General features: G+C 62.5%; 10 protein-coding genes. 5 read left to right on the top strand and 5 right to left on the bottom strand.

The features are described 5' to 3' along the window. Window positions 1-46 precede the first annotated feature (46 nt). The 4 genes from LAN70_00470 to LAN70_00455 all read left to right on the top strand — a co-directional run bounded on the left by LAN70_00470 (window position 47) and on the right by LAN70_00455 (window position 7,555). Window positions 47-739, top strand: a complete 693-nt coding sequence (locus tag LAN70_00470) for a DUF5666 domain-containing protein (GenBank protein ID MBZ5509620.1) — start codon at window positions 47-49, stop codon at window positions 737-739. 116 nt (window positions 740-855) lie between these two features. Further along, window positions 856-4,233, top strand: coding sequence for a TonB-dependent receptor (locus tag LAN70_00465; protein MBZ5509619.1), 3,378 nt, complete (start codon window positions 856-858; stop codon window positions 4,231-4,233). Window positions 4,234-4,318: 85 nt separating this feature from the next. Next, window positions 4,319-6,370, top strand: a complete 2,052-nt coding sequence (locus LAN70_00460) for a VWA domain-containing protein (protein MBZ5509618.1) — start codon at window positions 4,319-4,321, stop codon at window positions 6,368-6,370. A gap of 123 nt (window positions 6,371-6,493) precedes the next feature. Then, a complete protein-coding gene (locus tag LAN70_00455) occupies window positions 6,494-7,555 on the top strand; it encodes a hypothetical protein (protein MBZ5509617.1) in 1,062 nt (353 codons plus the stop codon). 170 nt (window positions 7,556-7,725) lie between these two features. Here LAN70_00455 and argJ read toward each other — a convergent pair whose 3' ends face one another. From argJ to argC, 5 genes are read right to left on the bottom strand one after another with little or no spacing between them, the layout of a single operon-like run. Continuing rightward, window positions 7,726-8,904, bottom strand: a complete 1,179-nt coding sequence (gene argJ / locus LAN70_00450; GenBank protein ID MBZ5509616.1) for a bifunctional glutamate N-acetyltransferase/amino-acid acetyltransferase ArgJ — start codon at window positions 8,902-8,904, stop codon at window positions 7,726-7,728. Beyond that, window positions 8,901-9,464, bottom strand: coding sequence for an N-acetyltransferase (locus LAN70_00445; GenBank protein MBZ5509615.1), 564 nt, complete (start codon window positions 9,462-9,464; stop codon window positions 8,901-8,903). Before LAN70_00445 ends, argJ begins: the two co-directional genes overlap by 4 nt. 20 nt (window positions 9,465-9,484) lie before the next feature. Continuing rightward, window positions 9,485-10,762 carry an aspartate aminotransferase family protein gene (locus LAN70_00440; protein MBZ5509614.1) on the bottom strand — a complete coding sequence of 426 codons (1,278 nt, stop codon included), beginning with the start codon at window positions 10,760-10,762 and terminating at the stop codon, window positions 9,485-9,487. Then, window positions 10,759-11,541: an acetylglutamate kinase gene (gene argB / locus LAN70_00435; protein ID MBZ5509613.1), complete on the bottom strand. Its 783-nt coding sequence runs from the start codon at window positions 11,539-11,541 to the stop codon at window positions 10,759-10,761. Before argB ends, LAN70_00440 begins: the two co-directional genes overlap by 4 nt. Continuing rightward, complete coding sequence (gene argC / locus LAN70_00430; protein ID MBZ5509612.1) at window positions 11,538-12,662, bottom strand: N-acetyl-gamma-glutamyl-phosphate reductase; 1,125 nt, start codon at window positions 12,660-12,662, stop codon at window positions 11,538-11,540. The genes argB and argC overlap by 4 nt, the downstream gene beginning before the upstream one ends. A gap of 527 nt (window positions 12,663-13,189) precedes the next feature. On the opposite strand from argC, the gene LAN70_00425 reads away from it, so the two are divergent. Next, window positions 13,190-13,660, top strand: a complete 471-nt coding sequence (locus LAN70_00425) for a ribosome maturation factor RimP (protein ID MBZ5509611.1) — start codon at window positions 13,190-13,192, stop codon at window positions 13,658-13,660. Window positions 13,661-13,703 lie beyond the last annotated feature (43 nt).

Below are 13,703 nucleotides of genomic sequence, written 5' to 3'. Positions count from 1 at the left end.
CATCGGTTCTCGGTTCTCGGTTTTCGGTAATCGACGCGAGGTTTTCATGAAACGCAGTTGCGCCGTTCTTCTCCTGCTCGCCGCGCCATTGCTGTGCAGCGCGCAAACCAGCGATAAACCTGCTCCGAGCGACAAGCCCGCCAGTAACGAAGCTCAAGCGCGGCGCGAAGGCCGCGGCATGCGCCAAGGGCCGGGGATTGCCGGGACGATCGGTGAAATCAAGAAAGACGGATTTACCGTCAAAACCATGCAGGGCAAGACGGTGACGGTGAAGGTCACGAGCGAAACGCGCTTCAGAAAAGACCGTCAGGAGGCGAAGCTTGCCGATTTCAAGCCCGGCGACATGGTGATGGTCGGCGGCGAGCCGGCAGGCAACGACGCTTGGACGGCGCGGTTCGTGGCGTCACGCCAGGGCGTGGGCCAGGGCGACATGCAGGCGCTGCGTGAGGGCATGGGCAAGCAGTTCATCGCCGGCGAAGTGAAGGCGATTGATGGCACCAAGCTGGCGATCGCGCGCCCGGATGGCCAAACCCAGACCATCGAGGTGGACGAGAACACTTCATTTCGCAAAGGGCGCGACAGCATCACGCTGCCCGACATCAAAGTGGGCGATCATGTATTCGGGCGCGGCGCGTTAAATGCGGCGGGCGTATTTGTGCCATCCACATTCAACGCGGGCGACATGCGCATGATGATGGGCGGAGAACGCCCGCAAGCGCCGCCTCAGCCGCCGAAATAATCGTACCGAGTTCCGCCGAGAGCACCCTGGATTGACAAAATTTTACGTGGCTTTTGCGCCGCGAACGCAGTCGAATCGCTTACCTTCGGGTTAGCACACTCATCTACATTCTGCCGATGAAGTTTGTCCCAGTGCTTCCGACATTCTCCAGACGCGGCCGGCTTGCGGCCATGGTGCTGCTGTTGGCCGCGGCGTCGCACGGGTTCGCGCAAGCGCCGGCATCCTGCGACGTGGCGGGAAGGGCGGTCGCCGGCGCGGTCCCGCTGCCCGGCGTCGCCATCGCGGCTTCCAATTCCTTGACCGGCAAGAGGGCCGCGACCTCCACCGGGGTGGACGGCGCCTACTTCCTGGTTGCGCCGTCGAATGGGCGCTACGTCATCCGCGCTGAACTGGCGGGTTTCGCACCCGTGACCAAGGAAGTGGTGGTCAATGCCGCCAACTGCCATCCGCGCGCCGACCTGGAAATGATGTTGCAGTCGCGCGCGCAGGCGGAAGAGCAGCGCCAGCAACAGCAGACACAGCAGCAGGTTGCCGGCCTGGCGAGCCGCGGTTTCCAGAACCTTGCGCTGGCCACCGATCCTTCCGGCATGGGGCAGAGCGAGGGCAACGGGAACGGCGGCGGTGCGACGGACATGACCGGCATGCCGTCGCAGGCGCTGAACCCGGACGCCGCCACCGAGTCGGTGGCGATTGCCTCCTCCAACAATGCCGCGCAGACCAACGACATGATGTTTGGCGGCAATGACGAGCAGATGCGCGAACGCATCCAGGAGTTCCGCGACCGCGCCGCCCGCGGCGAATTCGGAAACATGGGCGGCGGTATGGGCGGACCCGGAGGAGGCCCGGGAGGGCGCGGAGGCCCCGGCGGAGGCGGCGGACAAATCATCAGGATCGGCGGCCGCCGCGGCTTCAACCTCAACAAGCCGCATGGAGCGCTGTTTTACTCCGCCAGTGACGGTGTCTTCGACGCCAAGCCCTATTCGCTGAATGGCCTGCCCACAACGCAGCCGGGTTACTTGCAGCAACGCTTCGGCGCCACCTTGGGCGGGCCGCTGAAAATCCCGCACATCTATAACGGCGGCGCCAAGACCTTCTTCTTCCTCAACTATTCCGGCAATCGTTCGACCAGTCCGTACGACGTGCTCTCCACCGTGCCCACGCTGGAGGAACGCGCGGGCGATTTTTCCGAAGCGACCACGCGCAACGCCGCTGGGGTGCAGATTCCGGTGCAGATCTTCGATCCGGTCACGGGCCAGCATTTCGCCGGTAACCAGATTCCCACCATCCGAATCAATTCTGCGGCGCAGGAGTTATTGAAGAATTTCATTCCGAAGCCCAATGTGCTGGGCAGTCCCAGTTTCCAGAATTTTCACTACGTCACCTCGACGGAGAACAACAACGACAACTTGAATCTGCGCATCATTCACAATTTCGGAGCGTCGTCCAACATGCCGTTCCCGATGGGCGGCGGCGGAGGCGGGCGCGGCGGGCGCGGGCCGCGCAACAACTTGAATTTCGGGATTCACTGGCAGCGCGCGGACGTGCAGAGCAACCTCTCGCCGACCATCGCAGGGCGGTCGAAAACCAGCGCGCTGGACGTTCCCGCCGGTTGGGTTTATGGCAAGGGCCACCTGACCAACAATCTGCGCTTCGATTTCAATCGCCGGAATTTCTCCACCAACAATTTGTACGCGGGTGTCGAGAACATCGCGGCCGAAGCAGGAATTCTCGGTGTTTCGCAGAACCCGTTCGACTGGGGCGTGCCGGGGCTTTCGTTTACCGACTTCGTCGGCGTGAACGACATCACGCCGCTGGCGCGCCACGATAGCACCTGGTCGCTGTCCGATACCGTGATCTGGAACCACGGCAAGCACAATGTGCGCTGGGGCGGCGATTTCCGCCGCATCCACCAGAACCCGCAGACCGACAAGAACGCGCGCGGCAGCTTCGTTTTCACTGGCCTGTACACCGCGCAATACGTGAATGGCGTGGCGGTGCCGGGCACGGGATTCGATTTTGCCGACTTCCTCCTCGGCCTGCCGCAGCAGGCCTCGGTGCAGTACGGCGTCAACGACTATCATTTCGCGGCGAATTCGTGGGACTTGTTTATCCAGGACGACTGGCGCGTGCGCGGTAACCTGACCATCAACGTTGGCTTGCGCTATGAATACGTCTCGCCGTTCACGGAACAAAACCATCAACTCGCCAACCTGGACGCCGCGCCTGGATTCGTGGCGGTGGCGCCGGTGTGCGCGGCCACAATCGGCGCATGCAGTTCGGCGGGGCCTTACAGCGGCGCGTTTCCGGCAACGCTGGTCAATCCCGATCGCAACAATCTGGCGCCACGCATCGGCATCGCCTGGAAACCAATGGCAAAGACCGTGGTGCGCGCCGGTTACGGGATCAACTACAACACCACGCAGTATTCCGCGATCGTGCAGAACTTGTCGTTCCAGCCGCCGTTCGATTTCACGCAGACCAACATCGGAACCACCGCGAGCCCGCTCCTGCTGCAGAACGCGTTCACCAGCGCGCCTTCCGCCACCACCACCAACAACTACGGTGTGGACCGCTATTACCGCCTCGGTTATGTGCAGATTTGGAACCTCGACGTGCAGCGCGAGCTGACGCGCACCCTGGTGCTAAACCTGGATTACAACGGCAGCAAGGGAACGCACCTTGACCTGTTCCGCGCGCCCAACCGGACGCCGAGCGGCGGCTTGAGCATCGCCGGAGTGCAGCCGTTCCTGTGGGAGTCGTCGAATGCGGATTCCATCATGCACAGCGCCTCGGTGCGGCTGAACAAGAGAATGTCCGGCGGACTTTCCGTCGGCGGCCGCTATACCTATTCGAAGTCGATTGACAATGCTTCCACCATCGGCGGCGGGGCGGTCGTGGTGGCGCAGAACGATCAGGACCTGGCGGCCGAGCGCGGGCTTTCCAGCTTCGACCAGCGGCACCGGCTCACGGCGGATTACGTGTACGAACTTCCCTGGGGCACGAACAAGCGCTGGCTTTCGACCACCACGCTGGCCTCGCGCATCTTCGGCGACTGGCAATGGAGCGGCAATATCGCCTTTGCTACCGGGATGCCATTCACCGCTCGCGTGCTGGGCAGCTTTACCGACGTGGCCAGCGGCGTGAACGGCACGCTGCGCGCCAATGTCACCGGCCAGCCGGTACCGCTGTCCGATCCCACCGTGGCGGAATGGTTCAACACGGCGGCGTTCGTCATTCCTCCGGCCGGAACCTTCGGCGATGCCGGGCGCAACACCATCGAAGGCCCGCATACGTTTTCCGTGAACATGGCAATCGCCAAGACGTTCACCATGGGCGATACGAAAGGGTTCGAAGTGCGCCTGCAGGCGACCAACGTGTTCAACAACCCGCAGTTCACGACCATTGACACGGTCGTGAATTCACCTACTTTCGGGCACGTGATCTTGCCCGGCGGGATGAGGCAGCTGCAATTTTTGGCGAGGTACAGGTTCTAGCAATTTGTGATTTAGTGATTTGTGATTTAGTGATTTGAAAAACAGTTTCACATTTCGTGTCGCGGCTATCGCGCTGATCGCGGCCATGCTTGTGCCGCCGCTTCCGGGGCAACAGCAGGGCGGAGCGCTCTACCGCTTCCGCGTTGAGACCGACGTGGTGCTGGCCAACGTCGTCGTGCGCGACAAGAGCGGCGCCATCGTCCGCGGCCTGAAGAAAGAAGACTTCACGCTGTACGAGGACGGCAAGCAGCAGCGCATCGACAGCTTCGATTTCGAGCAGACGGATACCCAGGCGGTCCCGCAGCCGGCGCAAGCGGTGCTGGTCGCGCCTCGCACCACCCCGTCAGTGCCCGTGGTGAAGCCCACCGACAAGCTGGAATTCCGCGACCATCGGATCGTCGTGCTGTTCTTCGATCTCACCTCCATGCAGCCGGAGGAGATCGAGCGCGCGGTGCAGGCGGCGCAGAAGTTCGTGGACAAGCAGATGACGCCCTCCGACATGGTCGCCGTGATCTCGCTGGCGTCATCGCTGCAAGTGAACCAGGACCTTACATCGGACCACGACCTATTGGTCAAAGCGCTGGCACGAATGAATCCATCGAGCGGAGGAGGATTCGACGCCGGGATAACCGGCGACACCGAGGGCACCGCCGATACCGCGCAGCCCTTCACGCCGGACGACACCGAATACAACATCTTCAACACCGACCGGCGGCTGGAAGCGCTGCAGTCGCTGGCCGACTCGCTCTCCCGCATCGAGCAAAAAAAGTCGGTCATTTATTTCAGCAGCGGCATGGACAAGACCGGGATCGAGAACCAGTCGCAGTTGCGCAACGCCATCAACCGCGCGGTGCGCGGCAACGTCGCCATTTATCCGATGGACATGCGCGGCTTGCAGGCCATTATTCCCGGCGGCGAGGCGCAGCAGGCCAGCCTGCGCGGAACCTCGCCTTACTCGGGCGCGTCGGTGCGCAATGCCTTCGATTCCAATTTCTCCACCCAGGAAACGCTGGTCACCCTGGCCGCCGACACCGGCGGGCGCGCCTTCCTCGATTCCAACGACTTCGGCGCCGTCTTCAAGAAAGTCCAGGAAGACACTTCCGCGTACTACGTGCTCGGCTATCGCAGCTCGAATCCCGCGCGCGACGGGCGTTTCCGCAAGATCACCGTGAAGACCTCGGTGCCGAACGTCAAGATCGAATTCCGCAAGGGCTACTACGCGCCACGCGACTTTGCGCATTCCAACAAGGACGACCGCGAGCAGCAGTTGCTGGATGAATTGAGTTCGGAGCTGTCGTCCACCGACCTCGACGTCTTTCTCTCCGCCGCTTACTTCCGCCTCAGCGATTCGCGCTTCTACGTGCCGGTATCGCTGGTGGTGCCGGGGTCGGAAATTCCGTTCACCCAATCGGGCGACAAGGACAAGGCGACGCTTGACATCATCGGCGTGGTGCGCGACGAACTGCAGCGTCCCGTCGGCAACGTGCGCGACACCGTCAAGCTCAATCTCGACGAATCGCAGCAGGTGCGCCGCAAGAACGTGCAGTACCAGGCCGGCTTCACGCTGCCGCCCGGCAAGTTCCACTTGAAGTTCGTGCTGCGCGAAAACCAGAGCGGGCGGCTGGGCTCGTTCGAGACCGATGTCGTCATTCCCGATTACAAGCGGGAAAAGGCGCCGCTGAAGCTCAGCTCGGTGGTGATGGGCACACAGATCCAGAATGCGGGCAAGCGTAATTCGGAAAACGTCCTGGCCAAAGATGGCGAGGAGCTGATTCCCAACGTGCTGCACGTCTTCTCGCCCAGCCAGCACCTATATTTTTATTACGAAGTTTATGAGCCGGTGAAGGACACGCACGCGGCTGACAAGACAAAACAAATCCGGCTGCTGACCAGCATCCAGTTTTTCCAGGGAAGGGTGAAGGCGTTCGAAACACCGCTGGTGGAGGCGCACCAGCTCACCGCGCCCGACCGCAAGGCCGCCGTCTTCCAGTTTGACGTGCCGCTCAGCCAACTCAAGCCGGGGCTGTACACCTGCCAGGTGACCGTGATTGACGACGCCGCCGGCACGTTCGCGTTCCCGCGCTTGGCGTTGCTGGTCAAGAGCGACGCGGTGAAACCGGCGACAGGCGGGGAGTGAACGAATTGCCTTTACCGTAAGCTAAGCTGTTTGAGTTACGTCATATCCGGTGCAAGAGCATAAGTTACGATAAGGGCTGTTATCACTCGTTGAGCGGGAGCATAATCCGGCTGAGGCATCGGCATGAGCGAGAATTTGAAAAGGGTTGCGACCAGTAGAAGACCCGCCGTACCGCGCATAGCATGCGTGATTTGTGCTCTCTTCCTAGCCGCCATTGGCGTCAGCAGCGCCCTCGCGGAAGGAGAATCGTCGTTTGTTCTGGAGATTGCCCTCTCGCAAAATGCGATAACGCCGGGAGGTGCGACATGGAAGGCCGGGGCTCCAGTGTTTTTCATTATCACGATGAAGAACAATTCGGAGCATGTTCTCCACTTTGCTCTCACCAATCCAGCGTTCAATTACCGGGCCATCGTCCTCGACTCCAAAGGAAACGCGGTGCCGGAGACAGAAGTCTTCCGCAAGATGCGAGAGAGTCTGCGAAGCCCTTTCGGGATTACAACCCGCAACATCCTCGTCGAACTAAAGCCGCATGAAACGTGCCAGGACACAATTGAAATCAGCTATCTCTATGACGTAGTCGAACCGGGCGAGTACACGGTACAACTAGAACGAGACCTCCCACCGGAACTCGGCAAGGGAGTGGTCAAGTCGAACACGATCGCAGTAACTGTGGTGGCAGGAAGTAGCCCGTCGCAGCAAATGACCATCAAAGATCCGGCGGAATACGACGCCTACGTCAAGGTTGTCCAAACGCCGAATCCTACGGAAAGGGTGCAGGCCGTAGAACGATTCCTTCGGCAGTATCCAAACAGTGTGGTTAAGGCAGAGGCGCTCAAGCTCCTCATGATGGCATACCAGCAACTTAAGAACGAAGATGAAGCTGTGCGCACGGCTGAGCGCCTATTGGAGTGCGAACCGGCGAATCTGCGAGCCTTGGCGCTGGTCGCGTACACCTATCACGAGTGTGCCGCGCGGAATGGCTCCGACGCAAGGAAGTGTTCGGATAATGCAGCGAAGTACGGCCACCAAGGGTTGGAGGTATTACGGAAAGAACAAGAGCCGCCCGACGGAATGACGGACGACGAATTCAAAACGCTGAAAACACAGGTGAGGCCAATTCTTGAGGAAGCAGCCCGCCTGGAACGGTCGAAAGACAAGAATGCACAGCAACATTCGGCGCACTAAGGGACGAATGGTCCGCGTAATCGCTTTTGTTTTCAGCCGTGAACTCGGCACTGACGTGCCGGGCTAGGTTCTGCCGCCCTGCGGGCTCCATCCCCGGCAGGTCCAACATTTCCAACCAATGGTGCACGGTAAATTACCAAATTACAAAACTTAAGAAATCACCAAATATCTTACGTGTGGTAATCGGCGTTGATGTGCACGTACTCGCTGGTCAGGTCGCACGTCCAGAACGTCGCGCCCACCTTGCCGCGGCCTAGTTGCACGCGGACATCGAACACCGGCTGGGTGAGATAGGCGTGCACTTTCTTTGCGTCGAACCGCGCCGCGACGCCGCGACGGCAGACCTGGTGTTTCCCGAAAAAAATATCCACCTTCGCGGGATCAATCGCCACGCCGGAGTAGCCAACCGCCGCCAGCACGCGGCCCCAGTTGGGATCGGCGCCCGCCCATGCCGTCTTCACCAGCATGGAATTGCCGATCGCCTTCGCCACCTGCGACGCCTCGGCATCGGAGCGCGCGCCCTCGATGCGCAAATTCACCACGTGCTTCACGCCTTCGCCGTCGCTGACAATCTGCTTCGCCAGTGACTCGCACACCGCCTGCAACCCCGCGCCAAAGTCTTTTTTCTTCACCTTGCCCGCTTCGCCACTCGCCAGCAGGAGCACGGTGTCGTTGGTGGAAGTGTCGGTATCCACGTTCATGCGGTTGAAGGTGACATGCACGGTGTCGCGCAGCAATGCGCCCAGTTCGCGCGGACTCGCCTCGGCGTCGGTGAACAGGTACACCAGCATGGTCGCCAGCCGGGGATGAATCATCCCGGCGCCTTTGCATGTCCCGAACAGCGTGACGTCGCCGAAGCGCGCTGAAGCGGTTTTCATGCGCGTGTCGGTGGTCATGATGGCGCGCGCGAAATTTTCTGCCCCGGCGACGGCGGTTGAACGGGCAGCGAACAATCGTGGTATTGCGCTGATCAGCTTGTCGGCGGGCAGCGGCACGCCGATGATGCCGGTGGAAGCAGGGAAGACTTCGTCCTGCTTGCATCCCGCCGCCTTGGCGACCCTGCGGCAGACCTGCTCGCACGCGCGCCGGCCCGCTTCTCCTGTTGCGCAGTTTGCGTTGCCGGAATTCACCACCACGGCGTGCACGCGTCCCCGGGTTCGGCGCAGATGCTCGCGCCCGCATATCAGCGGAGCGGCAATCACGCGATTGGTGGTGAACATCGCCACCGCATTGGCGCCGTGCGGAGCGAGCGCCAGCGCCATGTCGGGGGAGCCCGAGAGCTTGATGCCGGCGGTGGCGGAGGAGAATTCAAATCCCCGCGGTACGAGGATCTCGGCGGCGAGCTTCATGATTCAGCGCGGCCGATACGGACCAGGGTGGCGACGGCCGGCTGCCGCTCCGGGCGGAGCACGGCGTCAATTTCACGGGTGCATTCGGGAATTTCGGCGAGCGCCGCTGCGCCCGCATAAATCATCGCCTTCTCGTCGCAGCGGGTGAACAGCGGACAGTTGCGGCAGTCCTTGAAAATCTTGTCCGGCAGCACGGCGTGCGGCACTTCGACAAACCCCAGCCGCCCGAAATACTCCGGCGAGCGCGTGAACAGGCACACCTGCGCGACCTGGTGCTGGCGCGATTCCTTCAGCAGCGCTTCCACCAGCTTGCTCCCGGCGCCCCGGCCTTGCGCCTCGCGCGCCACCGCGATGGATCGCACCTCCGCCAGGTGCTGGCCATAGAGGTGCAGCGCGCCGCAGCCGATCACGCGCCCGTTCTGCTCGACCACGGTGAAGTCGCGCACGTTTTCGCAGATCTCGCCGATGGTGCGTGGCAGCAGGACGTCCTGATCAGCGTAGTGCGCGATCAGCGCGTGAATCGCCGGTGCGTCCGGCAGGGCCGCCTTCCGCGTGCGAATTTTTCCTTTGCCGAACCCCATTAGCGTTTTTTGCCTGTCGTCACACCCACCCTAGCCAAACCCGGGCTAGGATGGGGCACCCGCGATCCGTTTTTCGATTCGACTTCGGTGAGCGCCTGGTCGAGCAGCTTCATGCCCTCGTCCACCTGTTTTTCCGTAATGATGAAAGGCGGAAGGAAGCGCAGCACCGTGTCGTGCGTGCAATTGATCACCAGCCCGCGCGCCAGGCAGGCGTCCACCACGTCTTTTCCCGGGACTCCCAGTTGCAGCGCCAGCATCAGTCCGATTCCGCGCGCCTCCACCACCGAGGGATGCTGCCGCTTCACCGTCTCCAGCTTCTCGCGAAAATACTTTCCCACTCGCCGCACGTTCGCGATCACGTTTTCGCGCTGCAAAGTATCGAGGAAGGTGATGGCCACGGCGCAGGCCAGCGGCCCGCCGCCGAAGGTGGTGCCGTGCAGGCCCGGCTTGATGGCGGCGGCGACGTGTTCGCGGGTCACGATGGCGCCCAGCGGCAGGCCCGACGCCAGCGGCTTTGCCAGAGCCAGAATGTCGGGCGTGACGCCGTATTTCTGGAACGCGAAGTATTCTCCGGTGCGCCCCAGACCGCATTGGATCTCATCGGCGATCAGCAGCGCGCCGTGACGCTCGGCCAGCTTGCGCGCAAGCGAAAAGAATTCCGGCGTCACCGGGTTGATGCCGCCCTCGCCCTGGATGGGCTCGAGGAGGACCGCGCACACGCTGCCATCGAACTTCTTTTCCAGGTCGGCGGCGTTGTTGAATTTGACGAAGCGCACGCCGGGCAGCAAGGGCTCGAACGGCTCGCGATATTTTTTCGTCGCGGTTGCCGCCAGAGCGCCCGCGGTGCGGCCATGGAACGAATTTTCCATGGCGAGGAACCGCCACGGCGCCTTGCTTCCGTTCTTGTTATGGAGTCGCGCGTAGGCGCGCGCCAGCTTCAGCGCTCCCTCGATGGCCTCGCTGCCGCTGTTGCAGAAAAACGCGCGGTCGAGGCCGGAGATCCTGGCCAGGCGCTCGGCCAAAGCGGCCTGATAGTCGTGGTAAAAGAGATTGGAAATGTGCACCAATCGCGGCGCTTGCTTGCGGATGGCCGCCAGCACCGCCGGGTGGTTGTAGCCGAGCGCGCACACCCCGATCCCGCTGAGCCAATCCAGGTACCGCCGGCCACGGTCGTCCCAGAGATAGCAACCCTGGCCGCGGCGAAACAGCACGCGCTTACGATCGTAGGTGGGCAGCAGAAGTCTGGCTTCCGCCCGTGCCACCGCCTCGAGATTCACGCGATCAACTCCGTTCCCACCTGGATTTCACCCCTCGCAAACTGGTTGAGCGCTTCCATCTGCGCGCCCGGCAGGATGTGCACCGAAGCGACGCCGCCGGCCAGCGCGCGCTCGCACGCTTCCAGCTTCGGCAGCATGCCGCCGGTGATGACCCCCGCCTCCCGCAGTACCGCGATATTGTGCGCCGGCAGCACACGAATGACGCACCGGTACGCGTCCAGGACCCCGTTCACGTCGGTCAAGAACGCCAACCGCGCTGCCTGGCACGCCACCGCGCACGCCGCCGCCATCTGGTCGGCGTTGATGTTGTAATACTCGCCGTCCGCGCCCAGCGCCAGGCTGGCGATCACCGGCACCGCGCCGGCGTTCCAGATCGCGTTCAGCCAATGCGGATCCACCGACGAAATCTCGCCCACGAATCCCAGGTCCGTGCCGCCGTTGACGCGCTTGCGAGCGCGGAAACTGAGGCCGTCGCCACCGCACATACCGATCGCCGGCTGTCCCAGCTTGCCCAGCGCGCCCACAAGTTTCTTGTTGATCCCGCCGGCGAGCACCATCAACGCGGCATCGCGCGTTTCGGCGTCGGTAACGCGCAAGCCGTGAACGAACTCGCTTTTCTTGCCCAGGCGTTCCAGAAGCCGCGTCAGTGCTTTGCCACCGCCATGCACCACCGCCACCTGGTCGCCGCTCTCGACCAGGCCGGCAACGCAGCGCGCGCAACGGTCCACCAGGGTGGCATCATCCAGCAGGGCGCCGCCAATTTTGATGACCAGCCTCAATGGACCGTCCCCGCAACGTAGCTCGCCTGCGTTGCCGCCGCTACGTAGGCAGCGCGCGGGAAGCGGCTGCGCGTGGCCGGTACCGGGATCAGTCCCTCGCGCTCGTCCCAGCCGTACATCAGGTTCATGCTCTGCACCGCCTGCCCGGCCGCGCCCTTGATCAGGTTGTCGAGGCAGGAGACCAGCATCACGCGCTTGCCGTCGGGCGCCAGCACCCAACCGATGTCGCAAAAATTCGAGTGCTGCGAGTGCTGCACCTCGGGCAGACGCGGCGGCGCGAAAATCCTTACGAAGGGGCTGCTCGCGTAAAAGTCGCGAATCAGCTCTTCCAACTCCGATGCCGTGACCACCCGCTTCAAGTGGGCGTAAATGCTCGACAAAATCCCGCGGCGGATGGGCAGCAGGTGCGTGCTGAACGTCAGTTGCTCGGGCGCGAGTTGCAATTGTTCCAAAATCTCGCCGGCGTGCCGGTGGGTGAATGCCGAGTAGGCGCGAAAATTTTCCGCGGTCTCGACGAAATGCGTTTCCGCCGTCGGCGACTTGCCCGCGCCGGAGACGCCGGATTTCGAATCGCACACCACGCCGTGCTCCACGTCGAGCAGCCCGGCTTCGATCAGCGGCGCCAGCGCCAGGATGGCCGACGTCGGATAGCAGCCGGGATTGGCGACCAGTTGCGCGTCGGGCAGCTGGGCGCGGCAGAGTTCCGGCAGCCCGTATAGCGCCTTGTCCATCACCGCCTCGGAGGCGGGCGAGCCAATGTCTTTGAAGCCGTACACGGCGGCGTACTGGTGGGTGCGCAGCCGCCACGCGCCGCTCAGGTCAATCACGCGCAGCCCGCGCTCCATTGCCTCCGGCACCCAGGCGCGCGAAACTTCGTGCGGCGTGGCCAGGAACAGCAGGTCAACACCGCGCTGGTGCAGCAGCCGCCAGGAGAAAGGATGGATGGGCACCGTGGTGCCGTCCACCGGCGAGATGATCTCGGCGGTGGCGCTGCCGTTGTCGCTCTCCCGCGCGAGCAGCAGCGGCGGTCTCATGCGCGGGTGCTGAAACAGGATGCGGGTAAGCTCCTGCCCGGAATACCCGGTGGCGCCGACGACGGCGGATTGCAGTTCTGCGCTCATAAGCGGGCCCATAACCTTCCGGAATAATTATGCATGCAATGAATATTTATGCACTCATTGCGGGCGGTGTCAACCGAAAAAACAGGGACAAGGGGCAAGGCTCGCGGCGCACGGCGCACGGCACAAGGCGCAAGGCAGGGCTGCAGGTTTCGGACTTAGGCCTCAAACTGGATGGATCTGGAAGCTGAAGCTTCGCCACGGAGTCACGGAGGGTAAGCGGGATCAACACAGATGTCATCCTAGCGAGGCGTCGTCCGGTGTTGGCGACGCCGAGTCGAGGGGCCCCTATTCGTCTCATGCTTAAGCCTGAAGCCTAACGCCGTGACCTTGTGGCTTCCGAATCGCGCAAGGCACCTCGCGCATCTTATAGATAGAGCGCAATTTGGAGTTCCAGCCCGGTTTGTCTTTTGCCCCTTCGAGGCGTATATTTGTAAGCGACTGCTGTGTCGGACAGCTTCGGCGACGATAACCAGTGGGCGCGAGCCCACTTTTTATTTGAGCTGTCCCCAGCCGGTCCGAACACGAAAATGGCGATCGAGCTGGAGCACGTGCGGCAAATTGCCGAGCGCGTCACCGCATCCCAAGGTCTCGAACTGGTGGATGTCGAGTTCCGGGGCGGCGGCAAGGCCCGCCTGCTGCGCTTGTTCATTGATAAGCCGGGCGGGGTAACGCACGAGGATTGCGCATTCGTCAGCCGCGAGCTGGGGACCATCCTCGATGTCGAGGACGCGATCCCCGGTTCGTATACGCTGGAGGTTTCTTCGCCGGGGCTGGATCGCAAGCTGGTGAAGGCGGCTGATTACGAGCGCTTCGCCGGCAGCCGGGTTCGCCTGAGCACGTGCGAGCCGGTGGAGGGCAGCCGTCACTTTGAAGGACGGTTGCAGGGCCTGCGCGAGGGACGCGTCGCGCTGGAGGTAGGCAGCAAGAAGGCGCCGGCGCACGCGGTCGAGATCGAATTGGGCAACGTCGAACGGGCGAACCTGGTTCCGGAGTTCTGAAGCAGTCGTTAGTCGCTGGTCGTTGGCCGCATCGCGCAACATT

The sequence above is a fragment of the Terriglobia bacterium genome (assembly GCA_020072845.1).
Lineage (GTDB): Bacteria > Acidobacteriota > Terriglobia > Terriglobales > Acidobacteriaceae > JAIQGF01.
Note: the sequence above shows the minus strand (reverse complement) of the source record. Positions and strands in the feature narration are given on the sequence as shown.

Excerpts from the sequence above, each read along its gene's own strand:
- LAN70_00470 (MBZ5509620.1), top strand. The coding sequence starts at position 47 with ATGAAACGCAGTTGCGCCGTTCTTCTCCTGCTCGCCGCGCCATTGCTG.
- LAN70_00465 (MBZ5509619.1), top strand. The coding sequence starts at position 856 with ATGAAGTTTGTCCCAGTGCTTCCGACATTCTCCAGACGCGGCCGGCTT.
- LAN70_00460 (MBZ5509618.1), top strand. The coding sequence starts at position 4,319 with ATGCTTGTGCCGCCGCTTCCGGGGCAACAGCAGGGCGGAGCGCTCTAC.
- LAN70_00455 (MBZ5509617.1), top strand. The coding sequence starts at position 6,494 with ATGAGCGAGAATTTGAAAAGGGTTGCGACCAGTAGAAGACCCGCCGTA.
- argJ (MBZ5509616.1), bottom strand. The coding sequence starts at position 8,904 with ATGAAGCTCGCCGCCGAGATCCTCGTACCGCGGGGATTTGAATTCTCC.
- argC (MBZ5509612.1), bottom strand. The coding sequence starts at position 12,662 with ATGAGCGCAGAACTGCAATCCGCCGTCGTCGGCGCCACCGGGTATTCC.
- LAN70_00425 (MBZ5509611.1), top strand. The coding sequence starts at position 13,190 with ATGGCGATCGAGCTGGAGCACGTGCGGCAAATTGCCGAGCGCGTCACC.